Genomic DNA, 18510 nt, shown 5'->3' with positions numbered 1-18510 from the left:
CAATTTGGCGAAAATATCGCCAAAAAAACTCAATTAGTAATAATTGTCACCACAATTATTCACAACTATAACGCACATTTGTTACATAAATGACAAAAGACTGGTGAGTATGGAGAGAGGAGAAAGAACGAGAACTTTTAACGGCTGCTTCGTCTGAACAGCCTCACAAGTTCCTCATGTTATGGCTATAAATTTTTGCTAATGACTCTTAGGCGATCGCCATTACGGTGATAGAACAAATATGAGTGCTATGCAATCCCCCAAAAATTTTAGTTGTTCCTCTGTGTATGGGCCTGTCAAATCTTGGCGATTTGGAAATTCTCTTGGTATCGATCCCATTGGGGTTGTATCTACCTGCTCGTTTAACTGCGTCTACTGTCAGTTAGGGCAAATTCAAGCACATACCAGTCAGCGTCAGATTTTCGTCCCTACAAGCCAATTATGGGAGGATTTGCAAGCACTTGCGCCTTACGACCAGGTAGATGTCGTTACCCTTAGTGGCAGTGGCGAACCTACTTTAGCACTAAACTTAGAGGAAATTTTGGCGATCGCAAAACAGGTAACACAAAGGCCAACAGTAGTCTTAACCAACAGTACCTTGCTGAGTGACACTAAAGTCCGTCATGCTTTGCAATCAGCAGATATTGTGGCTGTTAAACTCGATGCTATTTCGTCAAATCAATTGCAGCGCATCAATCAACCTGTAGCGACAATTAATCTACCGCACATTCTTGCAGGTATTGAGCAATTTCGAGAAGAATATCAAGGGAATCTCGCTATTCAAACGATGGTGTTGTCTCCCTGGACAACGGAAATGATAGAGATTTACATCCAACAGATAGAACGTCTAAATCCTCAGGAAATTCAACTTAACGTTCCTGCTCGCCCCCGTGTTTTAGTTCGACAATTAGATGCTAGGGGAAATGATGCAATTGAATCCTTCTCAGATAGTATACGTCAACTTAAATGTCTCAGTGCGAATATCCTCAAGCCACTGGCTGACACAATCCACTATGCCACAAAAATTCCCGTACGTTGCGCCCCGGTAAATTAGAGGTATGGGGTAAATCTGTCTCACTCATATACCACCACACCCACCGCCAACAATATTTCCTCGTCGTTCAACTAGTTAACAAGTAACGCTTCCAAGGAGAAACAGATGGAAACTCAGTCAACCAACCCACCAATTACACTTCCAGAAATTCCCCCTGACTATCTCAACATTATGGGTTACATCGATGAGTCAGAGGTAAATGGCCCCGGCTGTCGTGCAGTAGTTTGGGTACAAGGTTGTCCCCGTGAATGTCCAGGATGTTTTAATCCTGATTCGTGGACGTTTGAAATCAACCAACTAGTTTCTGTAGATTCTCTGGTTGAGCAAATTTTGAGCAAACCGCAAAATCAAGGTGTGACATTTTCCGGTGGAGAACCTTTTTATCAAGCAACAGCATTGGCGGAATTAGCTCGTAAGCTGAAAGCTGCGGGTTTAAGTGTCATGTCTTTTACAGGCTTCACCCTGAAACAACTACAATCTGAATCAGCACCCCCTGGTTCTCAAGCATTATTAGAACAACTTGATATTTTAATTGATGGGCCATTTGTGGAGTCTTTAGCAATTAATTCTCCAGATTCTCCAGTTTCCTCCAAAAATCAAAAAGTTCATGTTTTTAACCCCGCCTTTGTAGATAAAGTTACCTGGGCTAGTGATCAAATAGAAGTTCACATTCTCAAAGATGGAAACCGTATTGTTACTGGTTATCAAGGTTGGTTGGAATTGACTTGATAATGGTTGATTGTTGACTGTTGGCTGTTGAATATAGAACTGATGAACTCAAATGCTCCAATCCCTCCCGCATTTCTCACCAACAGTAGGGGCGGGTTGAGCAAAATACTCGTGAATGATTCGAGCATATTTGTGAACCCGTCCCTACTCTGGACTAAGGTTACAAGAGTTGGTGAGAAATCTAGGCAATGATCTTTTAACGGGGAATCAAAATTTCCAACTTTATTGCCTAATACCAATTCTCTATGAAGTTACACCCACTAAACGATGTAGAGACGTTGCATGCAACGTCTCTACAGTCAAGAATAAAGCACATCTTCATTAGGAAACGGTATAGGTTCTAAACTAATGACTAATAACCATTGACTAATGACTAAATAATGTTGACTTTGACGCAACTTGTAACACCCAATCCTAATTTAGCAGTCACTTTAACCTTGCCTCTCACAGCAGAAGAACGCTGTCGCTCTCGTCATCGCTTTGAAACAGAAGATGGTCAGGTTGTGTTTTTGCGTTTACCTAGAGGTACAGTTTTGCAGGATGGGGATATTCTCCAAGATGAAACCAACGGCAATTTAATCAGAATTGTGGCTAAACCAGAACCAGTATTAACGGCGGTTGCTCAAACTCAACTTTTATTAATGCGAGCAGCGTATCATTTAGGTAATCGTCACGTACCTGTAGAAATTACCCCGACTTATCTACGCTTATCGCCTGATACCGTTTTGCGGACAATGTTGGAACACATGGGGTTAGAAATTACCGCAGAAATTCTCCCCTTTCAACCAGAATTGGGAGCTTATGGACACCATCACCCTCACTGATCACCATTTTTTACACATCTTACAACTAGCTAGTTCTGCTTTACCTGTGGGAGCTTATAGCTACTCGGAAGGATTAGAAACACTCGTAGAAAGTGGGACAATTACTAGTCAATTAACTCTGCAACAATGGTTAGAGGCTGAACTAAGTTATGGGGCGATTCGTCTAGAAGCTGCGGTGATGGTGAGAGCATATCAAGCTGCCATAATTGGTGATCTGGAAACCTTATGCTATTGGAATATTTGGTTATCTGCGGCGAGGGAAACTCAAGAATTACGTAATTCTAGCTGGCAAATGGGGCGATCGCTCATGCAGTTACTTGGTAAGATACAACCAGAAATTCTATCTTTAGCCAATGCTGTAGGTAATCCTTGTAATTATGCGATCGCTTTTGGAATTGCGTCTGCACATTGGCAAATTAATATTCAAGCCGCCTTATTAGCATATCTGCATAGTTGGGCAACTAATTTAATTACGGCTGGTGTCAAACTCATCCCCCTTGGACAAACAGCAGGACAAGAATTATTACTCCAGTTGCAACCGTTAATTAGTCATGCAACAGCAGAAATTATGTCGTTAAATGATGACGAACTTAGTTGTTGTAGTTGGGGTTTATCTTTAGCCAGTATGCAGCACGAAACCCAATATACAAGGTTGTTTAGGAGTTAAAATCTATTTTCTTAAGATTTTTGTATAGTGATAATATGACAGCATATATGCTATCATAATCACATGGCTGTTAAAATTGTAGTTGATACTAGCGTTTTTATTAGTGCCATTATTGGATCTAAAGGTGCAAGTAGAGAACTTATTCGACGTTGTTTGCAAGGCGAATATCATCCTCTAATGGGGAACGCTTTATTCTTGGAGTACGAATCAGTGATTCAGAAAGAAGAAGTTACCGCCAAGTGTTCGTTAAGCAGTGAGGAAATTTCTGCTTTACTCGCATCTTTTATAAGTATAAGCCAATGGATTTCTATTTACTACTTATGGCGACCTAATTTAAAAGATGAAGCTGATAATCATTTAATTGAATTAGCTGTTGCTGGTAATGCTCAAATAATTGCTACTAACAATCTCAAAGATTTTCAAAATACTGAACTATTATTTCCTAATTTATTAATCGCAAAACCTGAAGAAATCATTAGGAGTTAAATTAACATGGGTACTTTAACTATTCGCCTACCAGAAGAAAAACATACCAGATTAAAAGAACTTGCTCAAGCTAGAGGTATAAGTGTTAATAAGCTAATTGAAGAATTGTCTACCATAGCTTTAGTAGAATTTGATACCTACACCAGATTTAAAGCAATGGCTGCTGCTGGTAGTGTAGAAGAAGGTTTAAGAATACTAGCTAAACTTGATAGTCTTACAGAATAAGGAATCTAATGGTACAAATTGCAAGCACCAGTCAGATATAATTGACCATTAACTTATGAATGCTTTTCGTGTTGGGGTAGCAGGCCCGGTGGGTTCGGGGAAGACGGCTTTAGTTGATGCTTTGTGTAAAGCATTGCGCGATCGCTATAAGCTGGCAGTGGTGACAAATGATATATATACTCAAGAAGATGCCCAGTTTTTAGTCCGTTCTCAAGCTTTAACAAGCGATCGCATTTTAGGCGTAGAGACAGGCGGTTGTCCACATACAGCGATTCGGGAAGATGCTTCCATGAATTTGGCAGCAATTGAACAGCTAGAACAGCGTTTCACCGATTTAGATTTAGTCTTTTTAGAAAGTGGTGGAGATAATTTAGCCGCTACCTTTAGTCCTGAATTAGTAGATTTAACAATTTACGTAATTGATGTAGCAGCCGGTGACAAAATCCCCCGTAAAGGCGGCCCAGGAATTACCAAATCTGACTTATTAGTAATTAATAAAACTGACCTAGCCCCCTACGTCGGCGCAGATTTAAGCGTCATGGAAAGAGACGCAAAAAAAATGCGGGGCGATAAACCCTTTATTTTTACTAATTTAAAAACTCAACAAGGACTCAACGATGTAATTGAATTTGTTTGTCATCATATCTGTCCTGTGTAGAAGAAAATGGGTCTTGGGTACTAATACCGTTTCTTAATGAAGATGTGCTTTACTCTGGACTGTAGAGACATTGCACGCAACGTCTCTACATCATTTATTTGGTGCAACTTCATAGAGAATTGGTATAAACATTAAAAATCATTGTACCCATTCCCTATTCCCCATTTCCTAAAGATTAGCTTCAATCAACTGGCGATACTCACTTTTTTGCTTGACACCTTTAACTTCTTTCACCAGTTCTTTATCCTTAAAGAACTGAACAGTTGGTGTGCCGGTTACCCCAGCATTTTCGGCAATATCCCGGTCTTGATCAATGTCGATTTCCACAAAGTGGATTTTGCCGTCAAATTCATCGACAACTTTATTTAAGATTGGCTTGAGGGTATGACAAGGGCCACAGCCAGGGGAGACGTATTTGACAATGAGTAGGCGATCGCTTTCATGGAATAATTTCCGTAAAGCATAGCCACCACTATGGCGAGTTGCGCTCAATTCAAATCCTGCTTCTTGTTCCGCTTCGGTTTTTGGCGCTACTGGCTGAGTTTCTAACTCATTATTAATTGTTGGTTCTTGATGGAACTCTTGAATCAACGCATTCGATGACAACCAACGTTCCGCTAACAGCGCCGCCGCACAACCACTACCAGCCGCCGTAATTGCTTGACGATACTCATGGTCTTGTACGTCACCTGCCGCAAAGACACCCTCTACACTCGTTTCTGGTGAACCATGTTTAGTGACAACATAACCAATTTCATCCAGTTCTAGTTGTCCCTGAAATAAAGAAGTGTTCGGCTTGTGACCAATAGCGTAGAACAAACCCTTGGCCTGTACTGTGGTTTCTTCCCCAGTCTTATTATTGCGGACTTTCACCCCTTCCATGTGACCATTACCAAACACATCCACAACTTCTGTGTTCCAATGCACTTGGATTTTGGGGTTACTCAAAACGCGGTCTTGCATCGCTTTAGAAGCCCGCATCTTTTCAGAACGCACCAACAAATTAACCTTCGAGCCGTACTTGGTGAGATATATGGACTCTTCCGCCGCCGAGTCGCCAGCACCAATCACAGCTAACTCTGCACCGTGGAAAATTGGGGTTGCACCATCACAAATTGCACAAGCCGAAATCCCCCGACTCCAGAATTGATGCTCGCTAGGTAAACCTAAACGTTTTGCCGTCGCACCAGTGGCAATAATAATACTGTGTGCTTTAAATTCTCTTTCCTCTGAGCGCACAGTAAATGGACGTTGGCTCAAATCAACTGATATAACATCTTCAGTATATAACTCAGCCCCCCAGCGTTCTGCTTGAGCCTTCATCCTATCCATTAATTCCGGCCCGGTAATTCCTTGGGGAAACCCTGGAAAGTTCTCTACTTCAGTCGTTGTCATGAGTTGCCCACCAGGCAAACCTCCAGCTTGAAAACCTTCAAATACAACGGGTTTTAGGTTAGCTCTCGCCGCATAGATAGCAGCTGTATACCCTGCTGGCCCAGAACCAATAATGACTAAGTTTTCTACAGTTGGGTTAGACATACTATTTATAACGAACTCATAACGACTACGTTTAATATAACATAACATATCTTATTAGCAAGGGGAGTGACAAGAAAACATCTACTAGCTTGAGCCACTTCAAGATAGCTACTGGCTTTTCGCCCGTCTCCTGCGGAATCAGTGGCAACTGTTCGTGTAAGATAAATTAGCTTTGGTAGATAGCAGAGATAGAACGCTTTTATGAATCAATTGACGGCTAAAGATTGGATACTCATCAAGCGGCGGATGACTCCCTATCTGTTTTTGCTACCTGCTTTGATTTTGTTGAGCTTAACTGTCTTTTGGCCAGCGTTGCAAGCCTTTTACCTGAGTTTTACTAGCTACGAAGACCTGAGTCAACCACCGCAGTGGATAGGTGTTAAAAACTTTCTCCGGTTGTGGAAAGATGCTGTTTTCTGGAAAACTTTAGAAAATACATTTCTTTATCTTGTCGCTGTAGTGCCGATTTTGGTGATTGCGCCTTTAGGGTTGGCAATCTTAGTGAATCAAAAACTACGCGGAATTAATTGGTTTAGAGCCGCGTACTACACACCAGTAGTAATTTCTATGGTGGTTGCAGGTATCGCTTGGAAGTGGCTATACGCCGAAAATGGCTTACTTAATCAGTTGCTCAAAACAATTGGTCTTTTCCCAGAAGGTATTCCCTGGCTCACTACTTCCGCTAAAATTTTCGGTATTGTGCCAATTTCCTTAGCCAGTGTTATGGCTGTGACGATATGGAAAGGACTAGGCTATTACATGGTGATTTATCTAGCTGGGTTGCAATCAATTCCCGCAGATGTGTATGAAGCCGCCGCCATTGATGGCTCAGATGGTATTAGTAAACATTGGGATATTACCATCCCTTTAATGAAACCCTATTTAGCACTAGTAGCAGTAATTTCCGCGATTTCTGCTACTAAGGTATTTGAGGAAGTTTACATCATGACTCAAGGAGGGCCGCTCAATAGCTCGAAAACCATTGTTTATTATCTCTATGAGCAAGCCTTTAGTAATTTAGAAATTAGCTACGCCTGCACCATTGGACTAGTACTATTTTTGATCATTTTGGCTTTATCAGTTTTGCGCTTGGTTATTAGTCAACCAGGGGGAGACGGTCTAGTTTAATACTGAGACTACCGCCTTGAATTTTACTATGCTACATTAAGTTACAAGATAGTAATATATTTGCCGAGCTATGGTTTGGGTTCTGTATACCCAACTGGTGCGCCAACCTCTGGATTGAGCGTATACCGCAAAGTAATAGGTTACTGTTTTGCACCGTTTGATAAGGTCAGTGGCAGAGCCGATAAAGCTTATGCTACATCAAACAAAGCGAAAGTTAGCTCACTGGTAGAGCGATCGACTGTTAATCGATTTTTTGTAGGTTCGATTCCTATACTTTCTCCCCACCCTGTCCGGGTCAAAAGACAACTACCTTCCAAGTAGCCAATTTAACTTGAGAAAAACTCTGTGATGTAGGTTTACTATTGGTCATCACCTGGTGATGTTCAGTAGTAGCAGTGAAGGAGCTAGAGCGGATGTTCTCTCCCTAACTTGAGTATGTTCCTTCGGTTTCCTATTTAGGCAAACTGAACGACATATTTGATGCTGTTGTCCATTTCTAGATGACCCTTGGGTACTCTAGACGCAAGTAGCAGCAATCTTAATCCAGTTTTGGAGACACATTCGCCCGTAACTGAACTGTAAACACCTACATTTGCAGAGTTTTAAAATATAATGTAGTATATGTAATACAGGCGAGTTTTATAGGATATCAACTTCTTTATTTATAAGTTACTGCTATGCCCAACTTTGATAATCAATTACAAACATTCCAGGCCAGCGATCGCCAAGAATGGCGGGAATGGTTGACACAAAACTACCAAACATCAATTGGGGTATGGCTAATTTACTACAAAGTCAAAAGTGGTAAACCAAGTATTAAATATAATGAGGCAGTCAAAGAAGCCTTATGTTTTGGTTGGATTGATAGTAAAGTTAAATCCTTGGACGAAGAACGTTATATGCAGATATTTACCCCTCGAAAACAGAAAAGTGTATGGTCAAAATTAAATAAACAATATATCCAAGAACTGAGCGAACAAGGTTTGATGACTGAGGCTGGTTTAGCGAAAATTAATGCTGCAAAACAAGATGGCTCATGGATTGCATTAGATGACATAGAAGCATTAATTATTCCCGATGACTTACAACAAGCCTTAGCAGCAAATGAAACAGCTAATACATATTTTTCGGGATTAAGTAACTCATCTAAGAAAAATATTCTTTTACGGCTTGCCAGTGCTAAACGTCCAGAAACAAGGCTGAAGCGAATTGAGGAAACTATCAACTTAGCATTACAAAACAAAATTACTAAGTTATAAATGTATTGAGTTTGAGTGAAATTATCTAAGTTTTTTATGCAAATTAATATGTGGAAAAATTTTTATATCAAACCTAACGAAATCGGTATTTTATATAATCGCAGTGATTTCAAAAAAATCTTACAGCCGGGAACTTACATTTATTTTGGTGGGCATTGGCAAGTTAAAACTTATGACCTCAATCAGCCTGAAGCTAAGATTGAGAACTTGGAATTATTGCTAAGAAATTATGGTGCAGAATTACAGGAGTATTTGCTAGTAGTTAGGACAGGATTTAATCAGGCTGCTTTAGTCAGGTGTGGTCAAATTTGGCTGAGTGTTTTACCTAATCAATTGCGGGTATTTTGGCGTGGTTTCATAGAGGTACAAGCTCATTTTTTCAATTTGGAAACCAATTTGGAATTACCGGCTGAGTTCGTGCAGCAATTACGGGGAATTACTTTGAGTGGAATCAAGAAATTCCAGATTTCTGAGTATGAGCTTGGTTTGCTGTATGTGCAGAATAACTTTGTGCGATCGCTCTCCACAGGAGAGTACGCTTTTTGGTCGCTTGATCGGGATGTTTCGGTGCGGACTATCAGTCGTCTTATCCCTAATCCAGACTTTCCCTTAGAAGAAATATTGATTGAGCGACACCCTGATTTTGTGGCTACTTATTGCGAAACGGTACAGTTACAGAGTCAACAAGTAGCGATCGCTCGTTATCAGGGTAAAGTCATTGCCATCCTACCACCAACCAGCCGCAAGCTATTCTGGCAAGGCGTGGAAGTAGAAGTAATTGACATCAGCAGCGATGCTAAATTGCCAACCTCCCTTATTGCTGAGTTAGTGTCTGGATTACCGGAGGTTCTAGCTTTGAGCCGCAATTACTTACACTTTTGCGAAGTACCACCACAACACATTGGCTTGCTATACATTAATCAAGAGTTCCAAGCACAACTACCCTCAGGGAAGCACGCATGGTGGTTATTTGGACGTTCTTGGCAAACGGAAGTTTTTGACCTACGTCAACAAACTTTGGAAGTATCCGGGCAAGATATCCTCTCTAAAGATAAAGTACCCTTACGCTTGAACTTAACTGCTGGCTACCGCATTCTCGACCCCTTGAGAGCCAAAAACGGCTTATCTGATATCATCAATTACTTATATAAGGAATTGCAGTTTGCTTTACGTGGTGCTGTAGGTGAGAAAAGCTTGGATGCTTTGTTGGAGGATAAAGGCGCAATTGATAGCAGCATCTTTGAATACATTCGTCAGAAAACTGCCGATTATGGAATCGAAGTAGATTCAGTCGGGGTGAAAGATATTATTCTTCCCGGTGAAATTAAGACAATCTTAAGCAAAGTTGTGGAAGCAGAGAAAGCTGCCCAAGCCAACGTAATTCGCCGTCGTGAAGAAACAGCAGCCACTCGCAGTATGTTGAATACCGCCAAGGTCATGGAAGATAACCCCGTAGCCTTGCGTTTAAAGGAATTGGAGGTGTTAGAGCGAATTGCCGAGAAGATTGAGAAAATCCAAGTAAATGGCAGTTTAGACAGCATTTTGACGGAATTAATTCGGATTAATCGCAATTAAAAGCTATATTTTCGATAATTTACAATCCTACGTAACTAATTATCTAAGATAGATGCAGAGAATTGGCTTCTATGTCATCCTAGAAAAGGAGAGTTAATTCGGTGAGTATCTTTGTTTTTAGTATTGACGGGCTTTTCCCTTTTAGTATTTACAGGCTTTTCTCCGAAATTTACATCTCTAGACAGTAACAATTTTGGAGACCATCGATGTCAATTTATGTAGGCAACCTCTCTTACGAAGTTACCCAAGACACCTTAAGTGCCGTTTTTGCAGAATACGGTACTGTAAAGCGTGTTCAACTACCTACTGACCGCGAAACAGGACAACCACGGGGTTTTGGTTTTGTGGAAATGGGAAGTGAAGCTGAAGAAGCAGCCGCTATCGAAGCTCTTGATGGTGCTGAATGGATGGGACGTGACCTAAAAGTTAACAAAGCCAAGCCCAGAGAAGACCGAGGTCCTTCTGGTGGTAATCGGGGAGGATACGGTGGAGGCGGTGGACGCAACCGCTACTAAGCTTTTAAAGCTGAAATTTTTGTAGCCGATTTTCAGATTAGACAAAGAGTACGCCTTTTTTTTAAACTTGAGTCAACTGAACGGCTTACCATTATGAGCCATTAATTAAGCTAATTTAGCAGGAGAGATAATGACCCAAATAGTAGTGGGTGAGAATGAACACATTGAGTCAGCCTTACGCCGATTCAAGCGAGAAGTTTCCAAAGCGGGAATTTTCCAAGACATGAGGAAGCACCGTCACTTTGAAACGCCCATTGAAAAAAGCAAGCGCAAAAAACTCGCCTTGCACAAGCAGAGCAAAAGACGTTTCCGCACCTAAAGGATGACATAGAGACAAAAGAAAACCCTCATAGTGCTTATGAGGGTTTTCTTTTAGCGATTTAGCTCAGGAAAGAAAAAAGGTAGAAAAATCAGGAATGACACGTAACTAATGATTAATAATGGTTGTGACGTGTTGTAGCTTTGTTTGATACACCTTGACTAATCTATCAATTCCTTTAAAACGATAATCTCCCATTTTTTGAAAATCATAACGTTGTGAAAGTAATTCATAAGTGGCTTCACTAATGACGCACTCGCTAGGTGGACACACTGCTTCCATACGCGCAGCTAAATTAATTGTTCCGCCTAAGGCTGTGTACTCTACCCGTTGAGAGCTACCAACATCCCCAACAACGGCCTTCCCACTGTTAATGGCTATACGCAACTGTAGCGGTTCTTGCCAGAAACCATTGGCGTTGAGATGTTCCATCCGAATAAGCATACCTTTAGCCGCAGCAGTGGCGCGATCAGCGTGGTCTGCTTGGGGTTCGGGCGCGCCAAAAAATGCCATGATACAATCACCGATATATTTATCTAAAGTGCCGCCACAGGCAAACACTTCTTGTAACATCTCTTCAAATAAGTTATTTAATAATTGAGCGATCGCTGTTGGTGTTAATCTTTCGGAAATAGCTGTAAATCCCACTAAATCAGCAAACAAAATACTGATTTCGCTTTCTGCGGGGGGTAAGCGACCATCGGGTAAACCACCAATAGAAATCAATTGTTGGACGACGGCCGGAGAATGATAGCGTTCTAGGCGATGGCGAATAACTTCTTCTGTTTTCAGTTTCTCTGCCAATAACCAACGTTGGACGCTAGAAGCCACAAGATTTGCCAAAGCGGAAAAAAAGCTGAGTTCTTCTTCGCCATCTCTCTCCCAGTGATAAGAAGACAAATGAGCATCAGCATAAAGCACGCCTACAACTTTATTTTCATCCCATAACGGTACAGCCATCGCGCTACGAATGCCTTTGAGTAAAATGCTGTGTTCACTAGAAAACCGCTCATCTTTGTGAGTGTCAGCAGTTTGGATGACGATTTTTTCTTCAAATACCTTTTGACAGATACTACGACTAATCCAACTAGCATCAGCTAATAAATATTGCTGTTGAGTTTTACTTCGAGTACCAGCATTGACTAGCTCTAGATGACCGCAACCATTGACATCAATTAATAATGCTAAACGGTCAATACTACCGAGGTAACGAAACACAACCTGTTGTACCTGAAAAAAGATTTCCTCGATGGATGCAGCTGCACACAGATTTTTGGCAATGTCTACTAAGTCCTTAAGCCGGGCAATTGTTTTATTCTTATTGCTGATGTCACCATCATCACTATTGGCTTCTATCCATTGTTGTTGTAGTTGCTTGGCACTGCGAAAAATGGTTCTTTGTTCGCCAACATCAGAAACTGGTACTGGCTCAATCGAGACTACTGTTACAGGTTTTTGAAACATCACGACTAAATTCACATTCCCCAACCAAATGACATCACCATGCTGCAACTGTCGTGGATGGCTAACAATGCTTTGATTAACTTGTGTTCCGTTTTTACTACCCAGATCCTCAATTATCCATTTACCATCAGCTTTTTTTACCAATTGAGCGTGCTTACGAGAAACACCAGCGAACGGTAAGTATAAATTACATTCCGGCAACCGACCAATTGTGAACACATCTCGATTCACGGTAACAGTTGTTTCCGTATCTCCTTGTTGTAGGCGTAAAGTCAGTTCAGTCATGGGTGTAATATATGTATCCTGACAGATGGGAACACAAAGTTGTCTAAGGCAAAGAATAGAAGGATAGTCTTTACCTTTTCTTTATGGCACTCTTAATGAAGATCGACAACTATATGTAGTAAATATTACGCATCTATTATATTGAAAAGTTTTTAAAGCTCTATGAGAGGCGACTCAGAGAAATTACTTAATTTCCTCTGAATATGACCTGTATATATAGGAAATAATCTCATTTTGTCTTGGGTTATACAATGTTTATCACTAACCAAAATAAAAGCCACATTTTAAGTATAAGCAAGTATCTTTATTTTTAATTTATAATATCTTCATATAAAAAATACATTTATTTGATCAGAATTTTATTTGAGCAAATAATATTATAAGAGCGTCAGAATTATCTCAATCTATATACTGAGTATTCATCAGTAATTATTAACAATTATTCCTTATGGTGAGAAGCCAACAAAATCCGCAAAAATATAATTGGATATTTTTCCTTATTAGCGTTTTTATTGTATTAATAGCTACTCTTTACCCATTTAATTTTTCAAAAATAGTAAAATTTTCAATTACTGAAATTATCGCCAGCTTTAATAATTCAAGCTCCTTCCAAGACCAGGTGAATAATATTTTATTGTTTCTACCCGTGGGTTGGACTTTCGGTAACTTATGCCAAAATTCGATCAAAAAAATTACATTACAAATTTTCTTCGTAATTTTGGTTAGCTTTGGCTTGTCATTAACAGTTGAATTTCTCCAGATATTCTTACCCTCTAGAAGTCCTACGCCTGCTGATTTATTGAATAATAGTTTAGGAGGCTTATTTGGGTTTATTGGTTTTTCTATATGGAATGCAAAAAGCTTTAGTAGTACAGTAGAAAAACTAGAGTCAAGTCGAGTGAGTAAATCATCTAAACTAATTATTTGTTTTTTCTGTGGTTATTTAGTTTTGACATTGTTTATCTCACTATTCTGGCAAGGTACAACTAATTTAAGTAATTGGGATAGTAATTATTACTTGAGTGTTGGTAATGAAATTACAGGTAATAAAGCATGGGCAGGATATGTATCGGAAATCTCTATTGTTGATAGAGCTATATCCAGAAATGAGGCATCACAAACTCTAGCTGATGCCAATTACTTGCATAAGCTCGGTAATTCTTTAGTAGCTCACTATAAACTGAATGGTGAATGTTGCTATCAAGACCAAACAGGTAATCAGCCAGAGCTATTATGGCAAGGAAGGTCTGCCAGTACATCAAAAAGCCAAGGTGCATTTTTAGATGCTCATCATTGGTTGAAAACATCGACTCCTGTCAGCCATCTTAGCCAAAGAATGAGTCAGACATCGGAGTTTACTATTAGTACAGCGATCGCCACTACCAATGTAAACCAGAAAGGCCCAGCACGAATTATCTCTGTTTCTGGTAGTTCTCAACGCCGCAATTGGACGCTAGGACAGCAGGGAAATAGCCTAGACTTCCGCTTACGTACACCGCTTACGGGAGAAAATGGGACGGAATTGAAACTAAATATACCTAATATTTTTACAGACACTTACCTTCATCATCTTGTTATCACCTATTCCAGAGGTAATATCCAAATATATGTAGATAAGCTAGAAAATTTTCATTCTTTTAGCTTGCTGGATTTAATTCCCAAAGAGCAGCGAATTTTTTATTATGCACTCACTTTCATGCCTTTAGGAATAGGTTTAGGAATAATCACTTTCCTAGCTAGAAAAAAATTAATATTTTATAGAATTTTATTTTATAGTGGAATTCTGATACCTTCTTTGATGTTAGAAGGTATTTTAGTTAGTGAAAGTGGCAAAGATTTCAGTATCAAACACCTACTGCTTGGTATCTCTTTTACAGCAGTGACCATGATATTTTTGAGAATCCGGGCAGCTAGACTAAAAACGATCAGTTAGTGGTCAACCCATTCGGGAATTCAAAATTCAAAAAAGGTCAGCAGTATTTTAATTCCTGCGATTTACATTGGTGGTAACTCTAAAGGTAAAGTTCCCAATAAGCCTTTGCGATAGTCAGTTAATAATTGCCTTGCCGTTCTTTCCACATCCCCCTTGTGGCGATATTCTGCTAAAGCGTGTAAATACCCTTCTCCTGTGTGGGGTGTAGGGTCGAGTTCGTACCGTGCGTATAGGGGTGATCTTGGTAATAACTCACCGGCTTGTTCTTGGAGTGCATTGACTAGATCAATCAAGGCCGCAGCTACTAGCTGATTGTCGTAAGACGCTTGACCAATATCGTCACAAATTGCTAGTTTCACTGCTGCTTCTTGATTACCCAATTTAACGGGGATGACTCCGGGAGCATCTAACAGTTCCAACTGGTCAGAAATTCGCACCCAGCGTAGTTGACGTGTTACACCAGGACGAGCAGCACTTTCTACAACGCGTTTTCCTAATAAACGGTTGATTAAGGCTGATTTACCAACGTTAGGAAAGCCGATAACCACTGCACGCACTGCGCGAGGTAGCATTCCTCTATCGCGTCTTCTTTGATTCAGTTCTACCCCTGCGGCTTGGGCTGCTTTTGCCACACCAGCCACACCTTGACCGTGTTGGGCATTGGTACAATAAGGGACTTCGCCGCGATTTTGGAAATAATCTATCCACAGCGATCGCACCTGTGGAGGTATCATATCTAATCGATTCAATACCAAAATTCGCGCCTTATTTCCCACCCACTCATCTATTTGTGGATGATGGGTAGCCAAAGGAATCCGCGCATCTCTAACCTCAAATACCACATCTACCCGCGATAGCTGTTCTTTAAGATTCTTTTCCGCCTTGGCAATATGCCCCGGATACCATTGAATTAAATTTAATTTGTAGTTATCAGTTAAGCCCATAATTTGAGGGAGTTGGGAGTATGAATCAATTCAAAATTCAAAATTAAAGACAGCCACGCACAAGGAACGCGGTTTTGAATCTCACTTCTAATTATTACCTGTGATGCCTTGATGTAAAATCAGACGGTTGCCATCTGGGTCGTAGGCGTAAATTTCTCTACCGTGGGAGGCGATCGCAATTTCTCCTGGTGGGGGATAACCTAAATCGCTGATATGTGCGATCGCTGCTTCTAAATTACTGACTTCTAAACACAAACTCACTTTACTTTTAGTTGAATTGTGAAATTCGGACTCGTGAGTCTGTTTAGGTTGAAAAATACCTAATCGCATTCCAGCAACAAGAAACTCGGCATACACATTGGGTATGGAAGTTATTGGTTGTTGTTCTAAGAAGTTAGTGTAAAAGGTCACCAATTGATTAATATTGAGTGTGGCGAGAGTGATTAGTGCATCTGTATAGTGGAAACCCATAATTATTGATGAATATAGCGTCTGCCATTGAGTCGCTAGATTAGAAGTCACAGGAGTATCAATTATGATCAATACCCCTGTTGATTTTCGCACTTTGATTAGCTTATTAATGCAGTTTATGCAGTTACAACTGCTGGTTGTGGCCAGCGTCCTACAGCTTTACCAATAACTGCTAATTCCTGCATTAAGCGATCGAAATGTTCTGGTGTGAGGGATTGCGGCCCGTCGGATAGGGCTTTTTTAGGATTGGGGTGTACTTCAATCATCAGAGAATCAGTACCAGCTGCGATCGCCGCCATTGCCATTGATGGTACATACTCAGCCCAACCCGTACCATGACTGGGATCAATCATAATTGGTAGGTGAGTTAATTTCCTCAATACTGGGACTACCGACAAATCTAAAGTGTTACGTGTATATTGACGGTCAAAAGTACGAATACCTCGTTCACATAAAATTACATTAGGGTTACCTGCTGCTAGAACGTACTCGGCTGCCATCAACCAATCTTCGATAGTAGCTGCCATTCCTCGCTTCAGTAATACTGGTTTTGGTTGCGCCCCTACTTTTTTCAGTAGAGAGAAATTCTGCATATTTCTTGCACCTACCTGAATAACATCAGCCACTCCTGCAATAATATCCAGTTCCGACGCGTCCATCACTTCGGTGATGATACCCAAGCCGCTAACGTCCCGCGCCTTTGCCAACAATTCTAAAGCACTTTCGCCATGACCTTGAAAAGCGTAAGGTGAAGTACGGGGCTTATATGCACCACCGCGTAAAAACTTAGCGCCGGCTGCCTTGACGCGCTGCGCCGTCTCAATAATCATTTCCTCATTTTCGACGGAACAGGGACCAGCAACCACCACTAAAGCTTGGTTTTCACCAAATACGACTGGACCATCTGGAGTATTAACAACTACTTCCGAGGCTTCACCGTGACGATATTGGCGGCTAGCGCGTTTATAGGGCAGTTCTACCCGTAATACTTGCTCAATCCAAGGGCTAACTTCTTGAATTTGTAAGGGGTCTAAATCGGCGGTTTCACCTACTAAGCCAATTACTACTTTGTGTTTGCCGATAATTTTTTCTGGTGTCAGCCCCCAACTGGTTAATTCATCATTAATCCGGTTGATTTCCACTTCTGGGGAACCGACTTTCATGACTACTATCATATAAAAATCCCTATTTATATAGTGATCAGTTCTCAGTCACCTTAGTTCTTATATATTAATTGGTGACTTCCTCAACGATTTAAATATAGGTTTAATAAATATAAAAAACACAAGCGCTCAGTGCTTTTGTGACTGCCTATTGGGTTGAGTTGATGATTATTAATTTTTCCTTAGTAATGTTGAAGTTATTCAAGTGTAAACTTCAACATCGACTCCAAAACTTACCCAACAAGACAGTTATCTGAACACTTGAGCGCCGTTTTTCACACCTTTTTTTGCCGCGTTTCGCGCCAACCTTCTACCATTCGTCCCCAGTTGGTGCCAAATTCACCTAAACCCAAGAGACTACCAGTTCTTTCTTCATCCCAAGAGGCAGATAGGACACCATAAGTGATCCCCAACACCCCCAAACCAAAAAATCCCATATTCACCAATAAAACAGCGATGGGAGCTAGTTGGATATCAGAATAAATGGTCAGCAGGTAACTAGAAACTAAAGTAGTGATACCCAAAGCTGTTGGTATACCGCAGAATGCCGCTACACGGCGGATCATCCTTTGGCTTACCACTTGGGGAATTGCCATCTCTTCTTTAGTATAAGGTAGCTGCTTTTTGTCCTGCTTGTCGGCTTCTTTTAGCTGTACTGGTGGCTTACTGGGAGCTTTTGCAGGTTTTTGGCGCTTTTTTTTTGGTTCAAAAGGCAAACGACTGCGTTCAGATTCTTCAGCAGGCATAAACGGTAGTCCCTATCCACGAATACCAAGACGACTAATCAAAGCCTGATATTTTTCCCGACTTTCTTGTTGCAAGTAAGCCAAAAGGCGCTTGCGATGACCAATCAGTTTTAACAATCCCCGGCGAGAAGAATGGTCTTTTTTATTGGCTTGTAGATGCTCGCTGAGGCGGTTAATCCGTTCAGTCAGCATAGCGATTTGGACATCGGTAGAACCGGTGTCAGTTCCGTGAACTTGGTAGTTATTAATTATTTCTTGTTTGCGCTGTTGCGTCAGAGCCATGATTGATTCAATTTATATTCATTCTAAATGTATGCAGCAGTCTCCCATCATATCACAGCCCTTAATTTGTGTGGTGTTTTGCAGAAATATAGGGGCTAGTAGTTCACCAACCTTAAATAGGGGGGTGTAGGGGAAGTGGGGAAGCAGGGGAAGAAAGATATTTTTTCGGTGCTATTAAGCTGGGATGGTTTCCCCTCACAAGTTCCTCAAATTATTCTTCTATAAACAGTAGATATAAGGTCAA

At 40.8% G+C, this 18510-nt stretch carries 20 protein-coding genes and 1 tRNA gene; 14 read left to right on the top strand and 7 right to left on the bottom strand.

Annotation, left to right across the window (positions count from 1 at the left end; translation table 11 throughout):
* Nucleotides 1-241 precede the first annotated feature (241 nt).
* The 7 genes from ACM5QX_RS06245 (at nucleotide 242) to ureG (ending at nucleotide 4643) form a co-directional block, all read left to right on the top strand.
* Nucleotides 242-1054: a radical SAM protein gene (locus tag ACM5QX_RS06245; RefSeq protein ID WP_414752834.1), complete on the top strand. Its 813-nt coding sequence runs from the start codon at nucleotides 242-244 to the stop codon at nucleotides 1052-1054.
* Nucleotides 1055-1159: 105 nt separating this feature from the next.
* Entirely contained in the window at nucleotides 1160-1783 is a 624-nt protein-coding gene (locus ACM5QX_RS06240; protein WP_414752833.1) for a 4Fe-4S single cluster domain-containing protein, read from the top strand.
* Nucleotides 1784-2163: 380 nt separating this feature from the next.
* Complete coding sequence (ureE, locus tag ACM5QX_RS06235) at nucleotides 2164-2607, top strand: urease accessory protein UreE (protein WP_414752832.1); 444 nt, start codon at nucleotides 2164-2166, stop codon at nucleotides 2605-2607.
* Nucleotides 2585-3274, top strand: a complete 690-nt coding sequence (locus ACM5QX_RS06230; protein WP_414752831.1) for an urease accessory protein UreF — start codon at nucleotides 2585-2587, stop codon at nucleotides 3272-3274. The genes ureE and ACM5QX_RS06230 overlap by 23 nt, the downstream gene beginning before the upstream one ends.
* Nucleotides 3275-3337: 63 nt before the next feature.
* Nucleotides 3338-3760 carry a putative toxin-antitoxin system toxin component, PIN family gene (locus ACM5QX_RS06225; RefSeq protein ID WP_414752829.1) on the top strand — a complete coding sequence of 141 codons (423 nt, stop codon included), beginning with the start codon at nucleotides 3338-3340 and terminating at the stop codon, nucleotides 3758-3760.
* 6 nt (nucleotides 3761-3766) lie between these two features.
* On the top strand, nucleotides 3767-3985 hold the full coding sequence (locus ACM5QX_RS06220; RefSeq protein ID WP_414752828.1) for a toxin-antitoxin system HicB family antitoxin: 219 nt from the start codon (nucleotides 3767-3769) through the stop codon (nucleotides 3983-3985).
* Nucleotides 3986-4040: 55 nt separating this feature from the next.
* Nucleotides 4041-4643, top strand: coding sequence for an urease accessory protein UreG (gene ureG, locus ACM5QX_RS06215; protein WP_011321301.1), 603 nt, complete (start codon nucleotides 4041-4043; stop codon nucleotides 4641-4643).
* 168 nt (nucleotides 4644-4811) lie between these two features.
* Here the strand turns inward: ureG and trxB are convergent, their stop codons facing one another.
* Nucleotides 4812-6182: a thioredoxin-disulfide reductase gene (trxB, locus tag ACM5QX_RS06210; protein WP_414752827.1), complete on the bottom strand. Its 1371-nt coding sequence runs from the start codon at nucleotides 6180-6182 to the stop codon at nucleotides 4812-4814.
* 201 nt (nucleotides 6183-6383) lie between these two features.
* Between trxB and ACM5QX_RS06205 the strand changes: the two genes are divergently transcribed.
* From ACM5QX_RS06205 to rpsU, 6 genes are all read left to right on the top strand, one after another.
* Complete coding sequence (locus tag ACM5QX_RS06205) at nucleotides 6384-7310, top strand: carbohydrate ABC transporter permease (protein WP_414752826.1); 927 nt, start codon at nucleotides 6384-6386, stop codon at nucleotides 7308-7310.
* A gap of 208 nt (nucleotides 7311-7518) precedes the next feature.
* Nucleotides 7519-7590, top strand: a tRNA-Asn gene (locus ACM5QX_RS06200).
* Between the two features lie 397 nt (nucleotides 7591-7987).
* A complete protein-coding gene (locus tag ACM5QX_RS06195) occupies nucleotides 7988-8569 on the top strand; it encodes a YdeI/OmpD-associated family protein (protein WP_414752825.1) in 582 nt (193 codons plus the stop codon).
* 48 nt (nucleotides 8570-8617) lie between these two features.
* The gene (locus tag ACM5QX_RS06190; protein ID WP_414752949.1) at nucleotides 8618-10144 is read left to right on the top strand and encodes a slipin family protein; all 1527 of its coding nucleotides are present in this window, start codon (nucleotides 8618-8620) and stop codon (nucleotides 10142-10144) included.
* A gap of 206 nt (nucleotides 10145-10350) precedes the next feature.
* Nucleotides 10351-10659 (top strand): RNA recognition motif domain-containing protein, encoded by a 309-nt coding sequence (locus ACM5QX_RS06185; protein WP_010994915.1) that lies wholly within the window; start codon nucleotides 10351-10353, stop codon nucleotides 10657-10659.
* Between the two features lie 130 nt (nucleotides 10660-10789).
* Nucleotides 10790-10978 carry a 30S ribosomal protein S21 gene (gene rpsU, locus ACM5QX_RS06180; RefSeq protein WP_010994916.1) on the top strand — a complete coding sequence of 63 codons (189 nt, stop codon included), beginning with the start codon at nucleotides 10790-10792 and terminating at the stop codon, nucleotides 10976-10978.
* A 108-nt stretch (nucleotides 10979-11086) separates the two neighbouring features.
* Here rpsU and ACM5QX_RS06175 read toward each other — a convergent pair whose 3' ends face one another.
* Nucleotides 11087-12727: an adenylate/guanylate cyclase domain-containing protein gene (locus tag ACM5QX_RS06175; RefSeq protein WP_011321308.1), complete on the bottom strand. Its 1641-nt coding sequence runs from the start codon at nucleotides 12725-12727 to the stop codon at nucleotides 11087-11089.
* 448 nt (nucleotides 12728-13175) lie between these two features.
* Here ACM5QX_RS06175 and ACM5QX_RS06170 point away from each other — a divergent pair, with 448 nt between their 5' ends.
* Nucleotides 13176-14660, top strand: a complete 1485-nt coding sequence (locus ACM5QX_RS06170; RefSeq protein ID WP_414752824.1) for a VanZ family protein — start codon at nucleotides 13176-13178, stop codon at nucleotides 14658-14660.
* Between the two features lie 62 nt (nucleotides 14661-14722).
* Here the strand turns inward: ACM5QX_RS06170 and ylqF are convergent, their stop codons facing one another.
* The 5 genes from ylqF to rpsO form a co-directional block, all read right to left on the bottom strand.
* Nucleotides 14723-15604 (bottom strand): ribosome biogenesis GTPase YlqF, encoded by an 882-nt coding sequence (gene ylqF / locus ACM5QX_RS06165; protein ID WP_414752823.1) that lies wholly within the window; start codon nucleotides 15602-15604, stop codon nucleotides 14723-14725.
* Between the two features lie 87 nt (nucleotides 15605-15691).
* On the bottom strand, nucleotides 15692-16075 hold the full coding sequence (locus tag ACM5QX_RS06160; RefSeq protein ID WP_414752948.1) for a VOC family protein: 384 nt from the start codon (nucleotides 16073-16075) through the stop codon (nucleotides 15692-15694).
* 116 nt (nucleotides 16076-16191) lie between these two features.
* Nucleotides 16192-17250 carry a 3-deoxy-7-phosphoheptulonate synthase gene (aroF, locus tag ACM5QX_RS06155; protein ID WP_414752822.1) on the bottom strand — a complete coding sequence of 353 codons (1059 nt, stop codon included), beginning with the start codon at nucleotides 17248-17250 and terminating at the stop codon, nucleotides 16192-16194.
* A gap of 263 nt (nucleotides 17251-17513) precedes the next feature.
* Complete coding sequence (locus ACM5QX_RS06150) at nucleotides 17514-17984, bottom strand: PAM68 family protein (protein WP_011321313.1); 471 nt, start codon at nucleotides 17982-17984, stop codon at nucleotides 17514-17516.
* Between the two features lie 12 nt (nucleotides 17985-17996).
* Nucleotides 17997-18266 (bottom strand): 30S ribosomal protein S15, encoded by a 270-nt coding sequence (gene rpsO, locus ACM5QX_RS06145; RefSeq protein WP_011321314.1) that lies wholly within the window; start codon nucleotides 18264-18266, stop codon nucleotides 17997-17999.
* Between the last annotated feature and the right edge of the window lie 244 nt (nucleotides 18267-18510).

Source organism: Anabaena sp. CCY 9910, assembly GCF_963920875.1.
Classification (GTDB): Bacteria; Cyanobacteriota; Cyanobacteriia; order Cyanobacteriales; family Nostocaceae; genus Trichormus; species Trichormus variabilis.
Note: the sequence above shows the minus strand (reverse complement) of the source record. Positions and strands in the feature narration are given on the sequence as shown.